This window comes from Streptomyces sp. NPDC052036, from assembly GCF_040680495.1.
Lineage (GTDB): Bacteria > Actinomycetota > Actinomycetes > Streptomycetales > Streptomycetaceae > Streptomyces.
Genome location: NZ_JBFAWW010000001.1, coordinates 369,120 through 386,889, shown reverse-complemented (window position 1 = coordinate 386,889; position 17,770 = coordinate 369,120). Strand labels below are relative to the sequence as shown.

Annotated in this window: 12 protein-coding genes and 2 pseudogenes; 10 read left to right on the top strand and 4 right to left on the bottom strand. The window is 71.9% G+C overall.

The annotated features are described in order from the left end of the window. The first annotated feature begins 105 nt into the window (after nucleotides 1-105). The 7 genes and pseudogenes from AB0L95_RS01940 (at nucleotide 106) to AB0L95_RS01910 (ending at nucleotide 7,131) form a co-directional block, all read left to right on the top strand. Complete coding sequence (locus tag AB0L95_RS01940) at nucleotides 106-831, top strand: alpha/beta hydrolase (protein WP_365155350.1); 726 nt, start codon at nucleotides 106-108, stop codon at nucleotides 829-831. A gap of 74 nt (nucleotides 832-905) precedes the next feature. Beyond that, nucleotides 906-1,745, top strand: a pseudogene (locus AB0L95_RS01935) (FAD-dependent oxidoreductase); the annotation flags it as partial. Nucleotides 1,746-1,748: 3 nt separating this feature from the next. Further along, nucleotides 1,749-2,300 (top strand): annotated as a pseudogene (locus tag AB0L95_RS01930) (fumarylacetoacetate hydrolase family protein); the annotation flags it as partial. A gap of 99 nt (nucleotides 2,301-2,399) precedes the next feature. Further along, nucleotides 2,400-3,398 (top strand): hypothetical protein, encoded by a 999-nt coding sequence (locus AB0L95_RS01925; RefSeq protein WP_365155347.1) that lies wholly within the window; start codon nucleotides 2,400-2,402, stop codon nucleotides 3,396-3,398. Between the two features lie 60 nt (nucleotides 3,399-3,458). Then, nucleotides 3,459-3,965 carry a MaoC family dehydratase gene (locus tag AB0L95_RS01920; protein ID WP_365155344.1) on the top strand — a complete coding sequence of 169 codons (507 nt, stop codon included), beginning with the start codon at nucleotides 3,459-3,461 and terminating at the stop codon, nucleotides 3,963-3,965. Between the two features lie 577 nt (nucleotides 3,966-4,542). After that, nucleotides 4,543-5,652: a ribosome small subunit-dependent GTPase A gene (gene rsgA, locus AB0L95_RS01915; protein ID WP_365155341.1), complete on the top strand. Its 1,110-nt coding sequence runs from the start codon at nucleotides 4,543-4,545 to the stop codon at nucleotides 5,650-5,652. Nucleotides 5,653-5,895: 243 nt separating this feature from the next. After that, nucleotides 5,896-7,131, top strand: a complete 1,236-nt coding sequence (locus AB0L95_RS01910; protein WP_365155339.1) for an SGNH/GDSL hydrolase family protein — start codon at nucleotides 5,896-5,898, stop codon at nucleotides 7,129-7,131. 6 nt (nucleotides 7,132-7,137) lie between these two features. Here the strand turns inward: AB0L95_RS01910 and AB0L95_RS01905 are convergent, their stop codons facing one another. After that, entirely contained in the window at nucleotides 7,138-9,477 is a 2,340-nt protein-coding gene (locus tag AB0L95_RS01905) for a Tat pathway signal sequence domain protein (RefSeq protein ID WP_365155336.1), read from the bottom strand. A 172-nt stretch (nucleotides 9,478-9,649) separates the two neighbouring features. Beyond that, nucleotides 9,650-10,630 carry a helix-turn-helix transcriptional regulator gene (locus AB0L95_RS01900; RefSeq protein WP_365155333.1) on the bottom strand — a complete coding sequence of 327 codons (981 nt, stop codon included), beginning with the start codon at nucleotides 10,628-10,630 and terminating at the stop codon, nucleotides 9,650-9,652. A 425-nt stretch (nucleotides 10,631-11,055) separates the two neighbouring features. Here AB0L95_RS01900 and AB0L95_RS01895 point away from each other — a divergent pair, with 425 nt between their 5' ends. The 3 genes from AB0L95_RS01895 to AB0L95_RS01885 all read left to right on the top strand — a co-directional run bounded on the left by AB0L95_RS01895 (nucleotide 11,056) and on the right by AB0L95_RS01885 (nucleotide 15,358). Next, on the top strand, nucleotides 11,056-12,657 hold the full coding sequence (locus tag AB0L95_RS01895; protein WP_365155331.1) for a protein phosphatase 2C domain-containing protein: 1,602 nt from the start codon (nucleotides 11,056-11,058) through the stop codon (nucleotides 12,655-12,657). Nucleotides 12,658-12,711: 54 nt separating this feature from the next. Then, complete coding sequence (locus AB0L95_RS01890) at nucleotides 12,712-14,454, top strand: pyruvate dehydrogenase (RefSeq protein ID WP_365155328.1); 1,743 nt, start codon at nucleotides 12,712-12,714, stop codon at nucleotides 14,452-14,454. Nucleotides 14,455-14,875: 421 nt separating this feature from the next. Continuing rightward, nucleotides 14,876-15,358 carry an ATP-binding protein gene (locus AB0L95_RS01885; protein WP_365155326.1) on the top strand — a complete coding sequence of 161 codons (483 nt, stop codon included), beginning with the start codon at nucleotides 14,876-14,878 and terminating at the stop codon, nucleotides 15,356-15,358. Between the two features lie 57 nt (nucleotides 15,359-15,415). On the opposite strand, the gene AB0L95_RS01880 is transcribed toward AB0L95_RS01885, so the two are convergent. Beyond that, nucleotides 15,416-16,459 carry a DUF2637 domain-containing protein gene (locus AB0L95_RS01880; protein WP_365155323.1) on the bottom strand — a complete coding sequence of 348 codons (1,044 nt, stop codon included), beginning with the start codon at nucleotides 16,457-16,459 and terminating at the stop codon, nucleotides 15,416-15,418. 327 nt (nucleotides 16,460-16,786) lie between these two features. After that, complete coding sequence (locus AB0L95_RS01875) at nucleotides 16,787-17,638, bottom strand: (2Fe-2S)-binding protein (protein ID WP_365155320.1); 852 nt, start codon at nucleotides 17,636-17,638, stop codon at nucleotides 16,787-16,789. Between the last annotated feature and the right edge of the window lie 132 nt (nucleotides 17,639-17,770).

Here is a 17,770-nt window from a genome sequence, read left to right as displayed (position 1 = left end):
GTCCCACGGATCGCCGCCGGCTCCGGCCCCCGCCCACCGGCGGCTCCGCATCCGAAAGCCACACCCGCTCACCCGAAAACCTCCGACCATCAAGGGAGTTCCACCATGTCCACCTCCGACAAGCCGACCGTCGTCCTCGTCCACGGTGCCTTCGCCGACGCCTCCAGCTATGCCCAGGTCATCCCGAAGCTGATCGCCCGTGGTGTCGACGTGGTCGCCCCGGCCGTCCCCAACCGCAGCCTCATCGGGGACGCCGCCTACATCGCCTCCGTCGTCCGGCAGATACCGGGCCCAGTCGTCCTGGTGGGCCACTCCTACGGCGGTGCCGTCATCACGGTCGCCGGCATCGAGGACAACGTGGAGGCGCTGGTCTACCTCGCCGGCTACGCGCTGGAGAAGGGCGAGAGCCTCGGCGAACTGCAGGGCCGTTTCCCGGACTCCGACCTCGCCGCCGCACTCGTCTACACCCCCTTCCCGATCGACGGCTCGACGGAGACCGGCACCGACGTGTCGGTCGAGACCGCCAAGTTCCCGGCCATCTTCGCGGCCGACGTCGACCCCGACCTCGCTGCCGTACTCGCTGTCTCCCAACGCCCGCTCGCCGCCCAGGCGTTCGCCGACGCCGCCCCGGCCGCCGCCTGGAAGACCAAGCCCTCCTGGGGCCTGATCGCCACGTCCGACCACACCATCAACCCCGATGTCGAGCGCTTCGGCTACGAGCGGGCCGCCATGACCACCGTCGAGGTCGACTCCTCGCACCTGGTGATGCTCGCCCACCCCGACCGCGTCGTCGAGCTGATCGAGGAAGCCCTCCGGGCCGTCACCGGCTGACCCGGACCACGCCCGCGCGCCCGGTCGGCACCGACGGCCACTCCAAATCCTTCGACACCGGAACGGAAAGCCGCATGCCCCTGCTCGATCCGGAACCAGGAAAGCTGCGCCCGCGGCGGACCGAGGGTCCGGCCGCCGACCGGGTCCCCGACGAGCGGGCGTCCGGGACCCCCGACACCCTGCGCGCGGACCTGGTCCGCCTGTTGGGTGCCGACAAGGTGCTCCACGCACTGTCCGACCTCGTGAAGTACGCCTCGGACGCCAGCCCCTACCGCTTCGTGCCCCAGGTGGTCGTGATCGCCGAGGACGTCGACGACGTCGCCGCGGTGCTGCGGTACGCCCGTGAGCACCGACGTGCCGTCGTCTTCCGGGCGGCCGGCACCTCGCTGAACGGCCAGGCCCAGGGCACGGACATCCTCGTCGACGTCCGCCGCCACTGGACGGGCCTCGATGTCCTAGACGGCGGCCGCCGGGCGCGGATCGGACCCGGCACGACCGTGGGCCGTGCCAACATCGCGCTGTCGCGGTACGGCAGGCTGATGGGCCCCGATCCGGCGAGCTCCAGCGCCTGCACCGTCGGAGGAGTCGTCGCCAACAACGCCTCCGGCATGACCGCCGGCGTCACCCGGAACTCGTACCGTCTGCTCTCCTCGCTCACCCTGGTCCTGCCGTCCGGCACGGTCGTCGACACCGCGGCCCCGGACGCCGACGAGCGGCTGCGGAAGGCCGAACCCGAGCTGGCCGCGGGGCTGCCGGCGCTCAAGGCCGAGATCGAGGCCGACCCCGCGCTCGTCGCCCGGATCCGCGCGAAGTACGAGCTGAAGAACACCAACGGCTACCGCCTCGACGCCTTCCTGGACGGCTCCACCCCCGTGGAGATCCTGCGCGGGCTGATGGTCGGTTCCCAGGGCACGCTGGTGTTCACCAAGTTCGTGACCGCGCTCACCGGACCGGTGACCGAGGTGACCCTGCCGCCGGGCGGCCACACCGACTGGGAGGTCGAACTCGTCGTGGTCCTCGGCAAGGAGGCCCGCCACGTGTCCGAGGCCGATGCCTGGAGCCATGTCGCCGGCCTGACCGTCGGGCAGGACATCTCCGAGCGCGTCCTGCAGATGGACGGCCCGGCACCGCAGTTCAGCCTCGGCAAGTCCTACCCGGGCTTCGCTCCGACGGGCCCCCGGCTGGTGACCCCGGACGAGTTCGACGACCCCGACGACCTCGAACTGACCTGTGCCGTCAACGGCGAGGAGATGCAGCGCGGCCGCAGCAGACAGCTCGTCTTCTCCGTGCCGGCCCTCATCGCCAGGCTGTCCGGCGTGCTCCCCCTGTTCCCGGGAGACCTGATCTTCACCGGCACGCCGGCCGGTGTCGGCCTCGGCCGCACGCCGCAGCGCTGGCTGACCGCCGGCGACGAACTCGTCAGCTCCATCGAGGGAATCGGCGAACTGCGGCAACGATTCTCCGGCTGACCTCACAGCCCTGCCTTTCCCCAGCGCACGGCAGCCGCCGTGCCCGGCGGCCGAGCGACGGCCGCCCCATCACCCCGAGAAGGAAAAGAGCGAGCCCTCATGTCCACGTTCCTGACCCGTACCCGCGCCGGCCTGCTCGCGTCTGCTGTGGCGGCGGCCCTCGCCGTCACCGCGGCCGGGCCCGCGACCATGGCGACCGCCGCCCCCACGACCATGGCGACCGCCGCCAAGAATCCGGACGTCCGCTTCGTCGCACACCTGGACATAGCCGACGGGCAGCGTCCGGAGAACATCACCCTGGAGCCCGGCGGCAGCGCAGTCGTCACCTTCGCCTACAGCCGCCAGGTGGCCCGTATCGGCCGCGACGGCACCGTGCGCGTTCTCGCCACCCTTCCCGAGCCCCCGGCCGGCTCCACCACACCCGCCCTGTCGTCACCGTTCCTCGGCGGCGTCGTCCGCACCCACGACGGAACCCTGTACTTCCTCTACGCCACGGGCAGCAGCGACCTGACCGGCCTGTGGCGCCTGCGTCCCGGCGGCACCCCGCAGCGGATCGCCGCGCTCCCGGCCGACGGTCTGCCCAACGGCCTGACGCTCGACCGCAGCCAACGCCATCTCTACGTCGCCGACTCGGTCCTCGGCACGGTCTGGCGGGCGCCGGCCGGCGGAGGCACGCCCACCCGATGGGCCGCCGCACCCGAACTGGCCGCTGCCGGATTCCTCGGAGCCAACGGAATCAAGGTCCACGACGATGCCGTGTGGGTCTCCAACCTGGACCAGGGCACCGTGCTGCGCATCCCGGTCACCCGGCGCGGCACCGCCGGTCCCGTCCAGACCCGGGCCACGGGCCTGGAGAACATCGACGACTTCGCGTTCACCGGCCGCGGCGACACCCTGCTGGCCGCGATCAACGCGGACAACGAGGTCGCCCTGGTCCGGCCGAACGGCAGCCACACCGTCGTACTGACCGGCGCCGACGGCCTGGAGAACCCGACCTCGCTCGCCGTACGCGGCACCACCGCCTACATCGCCAGCGGCGCCTACTTCACCGACAAGGACCCCAACCTCCTGGCCGCCCGGATCACGCCGGGCAAGTAGGACGGCCGTGCCGCCCGCCCCGGAGACAGCACCGCACATCCCGTTCGAGAGGACAGCCTGATGACCCAGCCCGACACCGAGCCGGCGGCGACCTCACCGGCCGCCTTCGACCCCGACGCGTTCCTGGTCGTTCCCGCGAAGACATTCGAGGACCTCCGCGTCGGCGATGTCTTCCGGGCCCCCAGCCGAACCCTGACGGACGCCCACGCGGCGGCCTTCCAGACGGTGTCCGCGGACAACCACCCCGTGCACTACGACGCCGAGTGGGCGCGCAAGCACGGACACTCCGCGCCGGTCGTGCACGGCCTCCAGGTGCTCGCCTTCACCGCGCCGGGAGCCACCCTGTTCCCGCACTTCATCGGCGAGGTCTTCATCAGCTTCGTCGAGCTGTCCTGCACCTTCCTGGCCGAGGTGCACTCCGGCGACACCCTGTACCCGCAGCTCACCATCACCGGTCTGGAGCCGCGGGGCGACAACGGGATGGTGGTCACCGAGGCCACCGTCCACAACCAACACGGCGAGCTCGTGCTGTCGGGACAGCACAAGTACCTGCTACGACGTCCGTAGCGAGTCTGTCGGCCACGCCAGGGGCAACCTGTCGTAGGCGCCGGCGTCCCCGGCACGCCGAAGAGGCAATCGCCGAGGATGTCTGAGTCCACTCGGCCGCACATCGGGGCCTCCGCCGAGTCGGCATTCGGCGGGGGCCCCGGATGCGTGCCGCTGTCTCTGTGATGGGCGCTGCCCGCAACCAGAAGATCATTCGCCCGCTACCTCAGGAAAACACTCCGGCGGGCTGGCGCCTGGTCCGCATTGCCTGCGCGACATCGAGCCGACGCGCAGTCCTGTCTGCCCGGAGGCGCAAGCGGAACCTGATGAGGCTCCTTGGTCGAGCACGGCCTGTGACCCTGCCGGAAAATCGGTGGCACCCGGATGCGTGCCGCTCTAGGGTGAGGACTGCTCGCGGTGGCCGAGTGGTTGCCGCTGTCGACCGAGTGAGGAACGGGAGGTGTGACTGATGGCTGTCTCTGTGATGGGTGCTGCCCGCAACCAGAAGATCATCCACTCCACCTCCGTGGCCTCCGGCTGACCTCTCTCACCGCGCACCTCCGCGCACGGCCGGGGCCGCCCTTGTGAAGGGTTTCCCTTGAACCTCTCTTCTTCTTCGGCTTCCTCGGTCTCGTCGCACCCTCTCGCCGTGTACGGCTGGGACGCGGACTGGGAGTCGGAGTTCGCTCCCTTTGCCGAGCAGGGGCTCCTGCCCGGCCGTGTCGTTCGTGTCGATCGTGGTCAGTGTGATGTGGTCACCGCCGAGGGGGTGCTGCGCGCCGACACCGCCTTCGTCACCCCGCACGACCCCCTCAGGGTCGTGTGCACCGGCGACTGGGCGGCCGTCGAACCCGCGGGCAACCCCCGCTATGTGCGCACGTATCTGCCGCGCCGCACCGCCTTCGTACGCTCCACCTCCTCCAAGCGGTCCGAGGGGCAGATCCTCGCGGCCAACGTCGACCACGCGATCATCGCCGTCTCCCTCGCCGTGGAACTGGACCTCGGCCGCGTCGAACGCTTCCTCGCGCTGGCCTGGGAGTCCGGGGCGCAGCCGGTCGTCGTGCTGACCAAGGCCGATCTGGTGCCGGACGCGGTGACGCTCTCGTATCTCGTCCAGGACGTGGAGGCGAGCGCTCCCGGAGTGCCGGTGCTGCCGGTCAGCGCGCGGCTGGGCGAGGGAGTCGACGTCCTCGCCGCCGTGGTCTCCGGCGGTACGTCCGTGCTGCTCGGGCAGTCCGGCGCCGGCAAGTCGACCCTCGCCAACGTGCTCCTCGGCGAGGACGTCATGACCGTCCAGGCCACCAGGGACATGGACGGCAAGGGCCGCCACACCACCACCACGCGCAATCTGCTCGTCCTGCCGGGCGGGGGAGTCGTCATCGACACCCCCGGGCTGCGCGGGGTAGGGCTCTGGGACGCCGAGACCGGGGTGGGCCAGGTGTTCTCCGAGATCGAGGAACTGGCCCAGGAGTGCCGTTTCCACGACTGCGCGCACGGCACGGAACCCGGATGCGCGGTGCGCGCCGCCCTGGAGGCCGGGCAACTGCCCGAGCGACGGCTGGACAGCTACCGGAAGCTGCTCCGCGAGAACCAGTGGATCGTCGCGAAGACGGATGCGCGGGCACGGGCGGAGCTGCGGCGCGAGTGGAAACGGAGGGGAGCCGAGGGGAAGGCGGCTATGGACGCCAAGCGGGGGCGGCGGGGCTGAGGGCACGGCACCGCGGCCGGTGTGCGCGACGCCGTGCGCGATGCAGGACGCTGCCCGCCTTGCACGGCATGGATCCGCACACCGGCGCGGGTGTCCGTACGCCGCCGCAGGTGTTTGCGTCCGCGCCCCCGGCGGTCACCCGTACGTGTGACGGTGTGTTAGCCCGGCCATGTGTCCTGGGAAGACATCGAGCGCTTCCCGGCCCCGTGCTCGGGGCCGCCGGTGCGGAAAGGGCGAGTCCGTATGATCCACCTTCCCCGGCTGACCGGAACCCGGCGCCGCTGCCTGGCCGTCGCGGTGCTCACCGTCCTGTCGACCGCGGCCACCCTCCCGGGCGCCGTCGGCCGGGCCGAGACGGCACCGCACTGGACCGGAACCTGGGAGGCCGCCGCCTCCGGAACCGCCCCCGCCCTGCCCGGCACCTCGATCCGCAACGTCGTGCACATCAGCGTCGGCGGCAGCGCCGCCCGGGTCCGCCTCTCCAACCGTCTCGGCACCGCTCCGCTGCACCTCGACACCGTCACCGTCGCGGTGCAGCGGGCCTCCGAGGCCGGCAGCCCCGCGGCGGTGCCGGGCTCCCTGCGCGTCGCCACCTTCGCCGGTGCCACCTCCGTGACCGTCCCGCCGGGGCAGGACCGGGTCACCGACGCCGTCCGCCTGGCCGTTCCGGCGGACGCCGACCTCCTCGTCACCGTGCACACCTCCGGCGACTGCGGCCCCGCGACCTTCCACCGCACCTCCCTTCAGCGGGTCTTCCTGGCCACGGACGGCAACCGGGCGGCCGACACCTCCGCCGCCGCGTACACGGGCAGGATGTCCCACTGGTACTACGTGACCGGCGTCGACGTACTGCGCACCGTCGCCCCCGACAGTGTCGTCGCCCTCGGCGACTCCCTCACCGACGGCGACGGATCCTCGTACGGCACCAACCACCGCTGGCCCGATCTGCTGTCCGGGCGGCTGCGCCGGCTGCTGCCCGCCGAGCGGCGGCCCGGTGTGCTGAACGCGGGGATCTCCGGCAACCGCCTGCTGCGCGACGGCGTGGGGCCGAGCGCGCTGAGCCGCCTCGACGCGGATGTGTTCTCCCGCACCGGGGTGCGCACACTGATCGTCCTGGAGGGCGTCAACGACCTCAAGGGCACCCCGCCCGAGACCGATCCGGGCGCCTTCGTCCGCGCCTACCGCCGGATCGTGGCCCGCGCCCACGCCCACGGCATCCGCGTCATCGGCGCCACCTTCACCCCCTTCGGCGGCCACAGCGCCTGGACGCCGGCGCGTGAGGGCCTGCGGCACGCGGTCAACGCCCTCATCCGCAGCGGGATGTTCGACGCGGTCGCGGACTTCGACGCGGCCGTCCGCGACCCCGCCCGTCCCGACCGCATCCGGCCGGTCTACGACTCGGGCGACCACCTCCACCTCGACGACGCGGGCATGTCGGCGCTGGCCGGAGCCGTGGACGCGACCGGGCTCGGCGGATGAGGGACATCAGACGGGCAGGCCCCAGCGGGGAGCGGGCGCGTTCGGTGTGACGGGCGCGATCGTGAGGTCCGGCCGGTCGCCCCGCGCCGTGATCAGCGCCGATTCGCCCTTGCGCAGCGGAAGTTCGAGGGTGCCGTCGTCGACCGTCCGGTACCGCAGCGGGTGTCCCCGGCCGTCCCGCACCTCGACCGCACCCGGGATACCGTGCCGTACGACGCAGGGCGCGCCCGCCTCGCTGACCAGGCGCACCCACCGGGTCACCCCGCCCCTGCGGACGGCGGACAGCAGAAAGGCCCCCTGGGTGCGGAAGTCGTGCACGGTGAGGTCCGCCCAGGCGTCCGGCGACGCGGGGAAGACGCGGATGGTCCCGCCCCAGGACTGGCACACCATGTCGTGCAGCGACTGGGCCGCCGACAGCGGGGTCTCGATGACCGGCCCGGACTCCTTGTACATGGTGTTGGCCTCGATGAACCGGCTCATCAGCTCGCCCAGGTACCTCAGGGCGTCCTCGCCCTTGCCGAGCAGCGCGGACATGGAGGCGGCGCCGGTGAAGGTGTAGCCCTGCAAAGCGCCCTCGAAACCGACCCAGTGGGCCAACGACCGTTCGATCAAGGCGCGTTCTTCGGGGGTACGGCCGGTCACCTCGTACAGCGGGTAGACCGCCAGCAGATGCGAGTAGTGGCGGTGGGACTTCGCGAACGGGATGTCCGCGCCGATCATGAATCCGTTCGCGTCGGTGGGATACGGCACCCGACGGGCCAGCACCTCGCGCCAGCGCGGCGCCAGGGGGTCGTCGATGCCGAGGAGGTCCGCCGTGTCGAGGAGCGTGCGGCAGCCCCAGGTGAGCAGCATGAGGTCGTAGTTGCAGTCGCGGGTGTCGCCGCCGTACTCCGGGGAGAAGGTGGCCGGCAGATGGAGTCGGCCGTCCGGGCCGGGCTCCAGGAAGTGCAGATAGTAGTTGATCGCCTTGCGGAGCAACGGGAAGAGGACGTCGCACAGGATCGACTCGTCCATGGTGTGGCGGTAGCTGAGCCAGACGTTGTGCAGGGCCCAGGTCAGGTTTCCCACCTCGGGGGTCGGCGGGTCCTGGCCCGGGATGCCGACGCCGTAGCCGGTGAGGGTGCCCGCGGCGCCGTTGACGAGGTGCGGGTCGGTGGTGCGCGGGATGCCGAGCGAGTCGGACCGGTACTGCTGGGCCACCTCCTTGGCCAGGTTGTCCCGGAACTCGCCGAGCGCTCTGGTGACGGCATCCAGTTCGAGATGGTTGGAGCCGTGGATCAGCCAGTACTCCAGTTGGACGTTGAGGTTCCACCAGGTGTTGGGCCAGGGCGTCGGCTCCAGCCAGGGGCCGCTGGTGGCCATCACGGGGGCGTCGCGCCGGGCCGCCGAGGCGAGCTTGTAGAGCTGGATCCAGTAGAAGCGCTGGATGCGTGCGTCGGGCAGGGAGAGGAAGCTCTTGCGGTAGTAGGCGTGCCACTCCGCGCGGTGGGTCGCCGCGAGCGCGTCGTAGGGGAGTCGGGCGGCGTCGCGGACCGCCTTCAGTGCCGTGGGCAGTGCTGTGGTCCGCGGGTAGGAGTGCGCCACGTGTGCGTACAGCGTCCGCCGGTCGCCCCGGGCGGTCTCCCGCCATGCCGTCACATGCTGTCCGCCCGACAACAGGGGCTGTACGGCGGCCCGGACGCCGTCGTGGTCGCCGGTCTCGGCGGGCGGGTTGCCCGTGTAGCCGTCGGGGAGGGGCTTGAAGGCGGCGCGCGGGCTGATCGCGTCCGCCGGGTGGAACACCCAGCGGAAGCCGCGCTCGCCGGGGCTCGCGGTGACCTCCACCGCCAGCAGCGAGCGGGAGGTGTGCACCAGGGTGCGCAGGGTGAGGGTGCCCCGGTCGGTGGTGAGCGTGCCGGTCAGCTCGGCGTCGTGCAGCCCGAGCCGCCAGTCCACGGCGGTGATGGTGCCGACCGGTTCGAGGGTGAAGTAGCCGATCGGCAGCCGCGCGAGCCCGAACAGCGAACCGAACTCGGGGCGGTGGTCCTGGACCTCGGAGTGCTGGACGTTGAAGCGGACGGCCCGCGTCGGTGCGTCGGGCTCGGCGTAGATGCCCGAGCCGAGAAGGCCGTTGCCCAGATAGGGGCCCTCGTACCAGGTCGTCGGCATCCGCTGCCAGACCAGGTCGGCGTCATCGAGGACGGTGCGCCAGGGGTCGGGTGCCCCATGATGCGGGCCGGGGGTGTCGGGGGTGGTGCTGTCGTCGCGGTCGGCCGCCGCGGCGGGGGCGGGCAGGCCCTGGGCGAGGAGTGCGCCGCCCAGGGCGGAGCCGGTGGCGAGGACGGTACGTCTGGATGGGCTGGACACGGTGGCCTCCAGGCGGCTCGGTGATTCATCGGAGCTATCCCGCGAAGCAACGTAGAGAAGGCAATGGATGTACGTCAATGAGCTGGGATACATCCGATGTGTCCAGCTGTACGGTGACGGGTGTCCGGGGATCGGGCGGCGTCCGCAGGGCCGAACCGGGCCGCCGCGCAGATCAGTTGCGAGCCACCCAGCCCCGTTCGTAGGCCTGCCAGCCGAGTTGCAGCCGGGTCGTCACCCCGGACAGCTCCATCAGCCGCTTCACCCGCCGTTGTACGGTCCGCAGACCCAGATCGAGCTGTTTGGCGACGCTCGCGTCGGTCAGTCCGGCGAGCAGCAGTGACAGGACCTCCAGATCGGTGTTGTCGGGGCCGTCCGGCGTCTGTTCGGTGGCGCCGGACGCACCGAGCCGCAACGGCAGCGCATCCCGCCACACCGACTCGAACAGGCCGGACAGCAGCTCCAGCAGTCCGCTCGCGTGCACGACCAGCGCGGCCGGCTCCGCGGTGTGCGTGGTGAGCGGAACCATGGCCAACGCCCGGTCGGCGACCACCAGTTTGGTCGGCACCGTGTCGATGACCCGCACCTGTTCGTCGCGGCTCAGCGCGGCCGTCAGCTCGGTGATCCCGTCGGGCTGGTCGAGCACCGCCCGCTCGACGACCACCCGGTAACGCACGCCCCGGGCGGTGGCCTGCTCCTCCGCCTCGTTCTCCATCCCCGTCACGGCGACCGCGGTGCCGGTGACGAGAGCGCACACCTCCTCGGCCGCACCGAGCTGGAGCTGCAGGAAGCGCTGGGTGACCGCGGCCGCGCCGATCACCACCTCGACCAGATCGTGCACCGCGGGTTCGGCGGCCGCCGCCCGGTACTCCTCGGCCAGCAGCGCCGCCGCCAACTCGGCCTGCTCCAGCTCGTGCCGCTGCTGGGTGAGCAGCGCGCCCAGCGCCACCCCGGGCGGCGCCGCCACCCAGCGGCCGGGCCGCGCCGACGACTGGGCCGCGAGGCCGTGGTGCTCCAGGCGCCGCAGCAGACGCTCGGTGTCCCCCTCGCCGAGTATCAGCCGCCGTGCGAGATCGGGCACATCGGCGGCGCCCACCGACACCAGTGCCCGGTACGCGCTCTCATGTGTCTCGTCCAGCCCAATCGCTGCCAGCATCAGCCGTCGTCCCCTCCCCTGAGACAAGACCTCGCGGTGCGCCGCATGGCGGAAAACAGCCACGGCGCAAACCCGCCTCGGAACATCATCGCCGTACCCCCGCTCCGTCTGCCAAGGTGGCGCCACAGAGGCGTTGATCACCACCCATGTCGTCGTCCGGAGGCCATACGGCCTGCACGGATGCCGACCGAGGGACCTTGGGGTCCTTGAAGACGTGACGGAGACCGGAGGCGTGCCGGACCCGTCACCACGGTGCCGCCGGGCGGTTCCCCGTGGGGGGTGGACCGTCCGGCCGGCCCGCCTCACCCCTCCGGCCTCGTATCACCGTTCGAGGCTCGACCGCCCTGCCGTCAGGGCGAGGTGGCACGGCCCGATTTTCCCGATGCCCCGTTTTCATACGCCGCGCGCGGTGGACAATTGGGGGCATGAGTCAGCAGGGGGAGAAGCCTGACGGCCACGAGGACGACTGGTGGGGGCAGCTGTACGACGACTCCACCGAGGACACCGGACCGGCCCCCGGGGCCGACAGCCTGGACGACCGCTTCGCCTCCGCGGCGGGCACGGTCGACGGGGGGACTCCTCCGTTCGAGGGGTCTTCGGAGGGTGAATCCGGTGCCGCCGCCGCCGACGACGACGACGGCGGCGGCGGTGGTGGTGCGCGGGGGAGCGGCCCCGTCCCTCGTCAGGGGCCCGTGCCGTGGGAGCCTCCGTCCACCCGTCCGCCCGGCCCCGTGACCTTCCCGCCCGGGCCGATGCCGCCGGGGTTCCGCGAGGTGGCCCCCTTCGACGGCTCCCCGACGGGGCCGTCATCCGCCCAGGTTCCGCCCCCGGACCACCCTCCGGCCGCCGTACCGCCGCCTCCCGCCCGTCCGCCGGCCGCCGTACCGCCACCCCCGGACCGCTCCCCGGCGCTTCCCACCGGTGCCGCCCCGGCGGGATCCGCTCCGGCCGTCGTACCGCCGCCCGGCGAAGCCCCGCCCCCTGCCGCCCGTCCGCCCGCGGAGGCTGTCGTCCCCCGCACCCCGGCCCCGGTCGACTACGTCGGCTCCGGACCGCCCACCTATGACGCCGAGCCCACCGCTCTCCCGCTCGCCGACCCCGACGGCCTGGACGACCTGGTCCCCGACACCGTGCTGGACGGCGCGCGCTACGGGGCCCTGACGCTGCGCGCGGCCTCCGTGCGCGGTGACTCGGCGCGCTTCCGGGGCGAGCCGCGCCGGGACTGCCTGCTCACCGCCCGCTTCGGCACCGGCGACCAGGCCCTCGTCCTCGTCGCCATGGCGACCGGCGCACGGGCCACGCCCGGGGCGCACCGGGCCGCCGCCCAGGTGTGCCGGTGGATCGGACGGGCCGTCGGACGCAGCCACGTCCGGCTGGCCGAGGACATCCGGGCCGCCCGGCGCGGCGACCTCAAGTCGGGCCTGCACCGGCTCACCGACCGCAGCCTGGGCCGGCTCCGCGCGAGCGCCGCCGAACAGGGCGTCGACCCCGAGGAGTACACCGCCGGTCTGCGCTGTCTGCTGCTGCCCGCCGACCCGGCCTGCCGCACCCGGGTGTTCTTCGGCGTCGGCGAGGGCGGTCTGTTCCGGCTGCGGGGCGGAGAGTGGCAGGACATCGAGCCCCGGGTGGCCGAGTCGGCGGGCGAGCCGGTGGTCGGGTTCGGCTCGCTGCCGTCCGAGACCCCCGAGGGAGACCGCCTCACCATGGACCTGGGCATCACGACGTCCCCGCACCCTGATGAGCCGTCCCCCGGGCTCCCGGTCCCGCCCGAGGGGAACGGACCCGTCGGGCCGCCCCGGGACCCCTTCCGCTTCCGTGCCTCCGTCGCCCGCCCGGGTGACACGCTCGTGCTGTGCAGCAGCGGCCTCGCCGACCCGCTGCGCGATGAGCCGCAGCTCGCCCGGCACCTGACACTTCGCTGGTCGACAGGCGGACCGCCGAGCCTGGACGCCTTCCTCGTGGACACCCGGGTGAGGGTGAAGGGCTACGCCGACGACCGTACGGCGGCGGCTGTTTGGGAGGCGTGATCGCGGTCACTGTGGATTGATGGACCCAAGGAGACGGAAGGGGTGCATGGATCCATGGCCAAGCAGAACGTCGCGGACCAGTTCGTCGACATCCTCGCCCGGGCGGGAGTCAAACGCCTGTACGGGGTGGTGGGCGACAGCCTCAACCCGATCGTGGACGCCGTGCGCCGCAACTCCGCACTCGACTGGGTGCATGTACGGCACGAGGAGACCGCCGCCTTCGCCGCGGGCGCCGAGGCGCAGATCACCGGGAAGCTGACCGCCTGCGCGGGCTCCTGCGGCCCCGGCAATCTGCACCTCATCAACGGTCTGTACGACGCCCACCGCTCCATGGCCCCGGTGCTCGCCCTCGCCTCCCACATCCCGTCCAGCGAGATCGGGCTCGGCTACTTCCAGGAGACCCACCCCGACCGCTTGTTCAGCGAGTGCAGTCACTACAGCGAGCTGATCTCCAACCCGAAGCAGATGCCCCGGCTGCTGCAGACGGCGATCCAGAACGCGATCGGCCGCAGCGGCGTCAGTGTCGTCTCGCTCCCCGGTGACATCGCCGACGAGCCCGCGCCCGACCGGTCGGCCGAGACCGCCCTCGTCACCTCACGGCCCACCGTGCGTCCCGGCGACGACGAGATCGCCCGGCTGGCGGCGATGATCGACGAGGCGGAGAAGGTCACCCTGTTCTGCGGCAGCGGCACCCGGGGGGCGCACGCCGAGGTGATGGAGTTCGCCGGGAAGATCAAGTCCCCGGTGGGACACGCCCTGCGCGGCAAGGAATGGATCCAGTACGACAACCCGTACGACGTCGGGATGAGCGGGCTGCTCGGCTACGGCGCCGCCTACGAGGCCACCCACGAGTGCGACCTGCTGATCCTGCTGGGCACCGACTTCCCGTACAACGCCTTCCTGCCGGACGATGTGAAGATCGCCCAGATCGATGTGCGGCCGGAGAACCTGGGCCGTCGCTCCAAGCTGGACCTCGCGGTGTGGGGCGACGTCAAGGAGACCCTGCGCTGTCTCATCCCGCGGGTGAAGGCCAAGCAGAACCGGCGCTTCCTGGACAAGATGCTGAAGAAACACGCGGACGCGCTCGAAGGCGTGGTGAAGGCCTACACCCGCAAGGTGGAGAAGCACGTTCCTATCCACCCGGAGTATGTGGCGTCGGTCGTCGACGAGGTCGCCGCCGACGACGCGGTCTTCACGGTCGACACCGGGATGTGCAACGTATGGGCCGCCCGCTACATCTCGCCGAACGGCCGTCGCCGCGTCATCGGCTCGTTCTCCCACGGTTCGATGGCGAACGCGCTGCCGATGGCGATCGGGGCGCAGTTCACCGACCGGAAGCGGCAAGTCGTGTCGATGTCCGGGGACGGCGGGTTCTCCATGCTGATGGGCGACTTCCTGACCCTGGTGCAGTACGACCTTCCGGTGAAGGTGGTGCTGTTCAACAACTCCTCGCTCGGCATGGTGGAGCTGGAGATGATGGTCGCGGGACTGCCGTCGTACGGCACCAGCGCCAAGAACCCCGACTTCGCGGCCGTGGCCGAGGCGTGCGGGGCGTACGGCATCCGGGTGGAGAAGCCCAAGCAGCTCACGGGTGCCCTGAAAGACGCGTTCCGGCACAAGGGGCCCGCTCTGGTGGACGTCGTCACCGACCCCAACGCGCTGTCGATCCCGCCGCGGATCAGCCGGGACATGGTGAAGGGCTTCGCGCTCTCCGCCTCGAAGATCGTGCTGGACGGCGGTGTCGGACGCATGGTCCAGATGGCCCGCTCCAACATCCGTAACGTGCCGCGTCCTTAAGGAAGTTCCTCCCCGCCCTGCGAGGGCGGCGGTTCGCGTACGACCGTGGCGGCAGCCGGGGGTCGGCCGATGGGACCGGCCCGGGCGGTCGGCGGCCCGCCCGGCGCGTAGTCCGTGGCCCTGCGTGACCGCCGGGATCGCCGCCGGCTCGCCCCGTGTCACGGTCCCGTCGTCGGGCAGCGGCGGCGCGGGCGCCCACTCCCGGGAAGCGGGGGATGTCCTGCGACAAGAGTCCGGTCCGGTGGGGCGCCCCGGGCGACCCACGGGCGGGTCGGCGCCGGGTCACCGGGACCGGGCGTATCCGGACGCGCCGGTTCGACTGTTGACGATTCGACAGGACTGGCGACTGCCGCACGGGGCATGGATCCCCCTGAGGCGTTCGGTCAGGAGGGGAACCGACAACCACGTACAGGCGGGGGTCATGAAGAGGCGAGCACGAGGAGGCGGTCCCGCGACCATCGGGGCCTTCTCGGCGAAGAAGACGGAGGAGACAGCCGACGGTGCGAGGGGTTGCTCGCCGGGCGCCCAGCTCAACCGCAGGCTGGGACGGGCGGACTTACGGGCCGTGCCCGAGGCGCGCAGGGCACTGAGGGAGCTGCTGACGCACTGGGGGAAGCCGGGACGATCCGAGATAGCCGAACTGCTCACCAGCGAACTGGTCACCAACGCACTCGTCCACACCGACCGCGACGCGGTCCTGACGGCCACCGTCTCATCCGACGGACTGCACGTGGAGGTGCGGGACTTCGTCCGGCGCAGACCGCATCTGCGGATGCCGACCACCGACGACGGTACACACGGCCGGGGGCTGGTCCTCGTGCAGTCCCTCGCGGACGCGTGGGGCGTACGGGCGCACGGGGTGGGGAAGGCCGTGTGGTTCGACCTCGACGCGGAGGCCGCCTGACACCGGAAGGGGGGCGCGGCAGATGCCGCGCCCCCCTTCCGGTGAAGACGTCCGGTCTCAGCCGAACTGCTGTTCAAGGTCCTTGAGCTTGCGCTCCAGGGAGTCCAGCCGCGGCAGGGCCATGGTGTCGTCCTCCGCAGTCAGATCGACCCTGATCGGGTCAGCGGCGGAGCTCCGGACGGGCTGGAGCGAGGGGCGGCTCGCCGAGGGCAGTTCCGCCGCGGGTAGGGCAGGCTCCGAAGGTACGGGTGCGGAGGCGCGCTCCACGGTGGTGACGTCCACCTGACGTCCGCCGTTGCCGCCGGTCAGTGCGCGGTGGCCGCGGCTGAGCGCCTTCAGCTGAGCGCGCTCCAGGCGCTGCTGCTCGCGTCGGCGCGAGCGGTTCTGCTCCTTCTCGCGGCGGTCCTCGCGGACCTCCTCGACGGCCTCGTCCAGGCTGCGCACGCCCTCCAGCAGCATCAGCGACCAGGCCTTGTACGTCTCACGCGGGGCCCGCAGCCAGCGGACGATGCGGATCTGCGGCAGCGGGCGCGGCACCAGGCCCTGCTCACGCAGCGCGGCACGGCGGGTCTGCTTCAGCGCGCGGTCGAAGAGCACGGCGGCCGACATGGACATGCCTGCGAAGAACTGCGGCGCGCCCGCGTGGTCGATACCCCTCGGCGCGTGCACCCAGTTGAACCAGGCGGAGGCGGCGGCGAACGTCCACACCAGGATGCGGGAGCCGAGCGCGGCGTCACCGTGGCTGGCCTCGCGGACCGCGAGCACGGAGCAGAACATGGCCGCGCCGTCCAGGCCGAACGGGACCAGGTACTCCCAGCCGCCCGTCAGCCCGAGGTTCTGCTGGCCGAAGCCGACCAGGCCGTGGAAAGAGAGCGCCGCGGCGACGGCGGCGCAGCAGAAGAGCAGTACGTAGGAGGCGGTGGCGTAGATGGCTTCCTTACGCCTGCGGCGCTCCTCGGCGCGCTCCCACGAGTCGTCCGCGCTCGCGTTCTCCCCGGAGGAGCGCTTTCCGCGCGCGAGCACCGCCACCGCCGCCACCGCGCCCAGGAGCAAGACGGCGCCCGGAAGCAGCCAGTTCAGCGATATGTCGGTCAGTCTCATCTGGGGTCCCTTGCATTGGGATAGGGCGTAACGCCCGCCATAGTGGCCCAATTCCACCGGCCCTCAGGGGGTTTCGGGGCAAGAGGCCGCCAAGGAAGTGCAAGGGGATGCCCAGGGCGGCGTTCTGCTCGAACTGCCGCTTGAGGGGCGGGAGTTGAGTTCGAATAAGACTACCCGGACGGGTGGTGCCACGGAAAGTTCCCGAGACGAGTGGGGAATTTGTGAAACACCTGTGAGTCCGAGTGGGGTCTTGTTCAAGTGGATCTTACGGCACGCGGACGGCTCCGCCTGCCGGGGTCCCGGGCGCATCGGGGCGCTGAGGCGCGCTCAACTCGCGGCGAGCGCCGTCAGCTTGGCCACCCGCTCGGCGTCACCGGTGCGCGGGCAGGTGACGCACGTGTCCTCGGGGCGCAGGGTGTAGAAGAGGCAGCAGCTCACGCGGTCCCGGGTGGGCAGCGGGGGTCCCTCCGGACCGGCCAGTTCACGGAAGGCGGCCGAGCCGGCGTACGGCTTCGTGGCGCCCGGCAGCAGCAGTTCCAGCTCGCGCATCGCGCGCCGCTCCTCCCCGAGCAGCCCGCCGACGTACCAGAGGCCCTCGACCAGCTCGTCCGTCGCCATGCCCCACAGGGCCCGCCCCCGGCGACGCATACGCGGCCCGAAGCTCGCGAGCACCGGCTCCAGGTGCTCGGCCACGGCCGCCCGCACCTCGGACCGCAGCGCCTCCTCGTCCGCCACGACCCGGGCCCCGGGCAGCCCGGCCGCCGGGTCGTCCGGCAGGCACGCGAACGTGTCGGGCCGCACCGCCATGCGGCCGAGGCCGCGGTGGAGGGAGGCGTGCTCCACGGGCAGGCGGGGGACTCGGCGCAGCAGGAACCACGGCACGGTGATCAGCAGGCAGGCCGGCCATGCGTAGCGGCGCAGCCCGAAACTCGCCACGACGTCCGGCCGGGCCCCCTGCCCGTAGTCGCGCAGCACCTGTGCCTCGTCCTGGGCCAGGAACGCGTCGAGGGCCGCCTCGTCGCGGGCGAGGAGGGCGGCCGGGAACCAGCCGTCGCCCTCCGGGACCGCCTCGCCCGGGCCCAGCTCCCCGACGGTCAGGGCGGGGAACGCCTCGCCGAGTCGGGTGTACGCCTCGGCGAGCGCGGACGAGGGCAGTACGGAACGAGGCGACAGAGGCATACGGGACCGCCGTTTCACGAGTCTTCGTAGGTAAGGCTTACCTTATCGAAGATGGTGAGCGAGGGAACCGGAGCGTAAGGTGCCTAAGGTGCTTTCCGAGCGGTAACAACCCCCGGAGGGGTCCGCCGTACT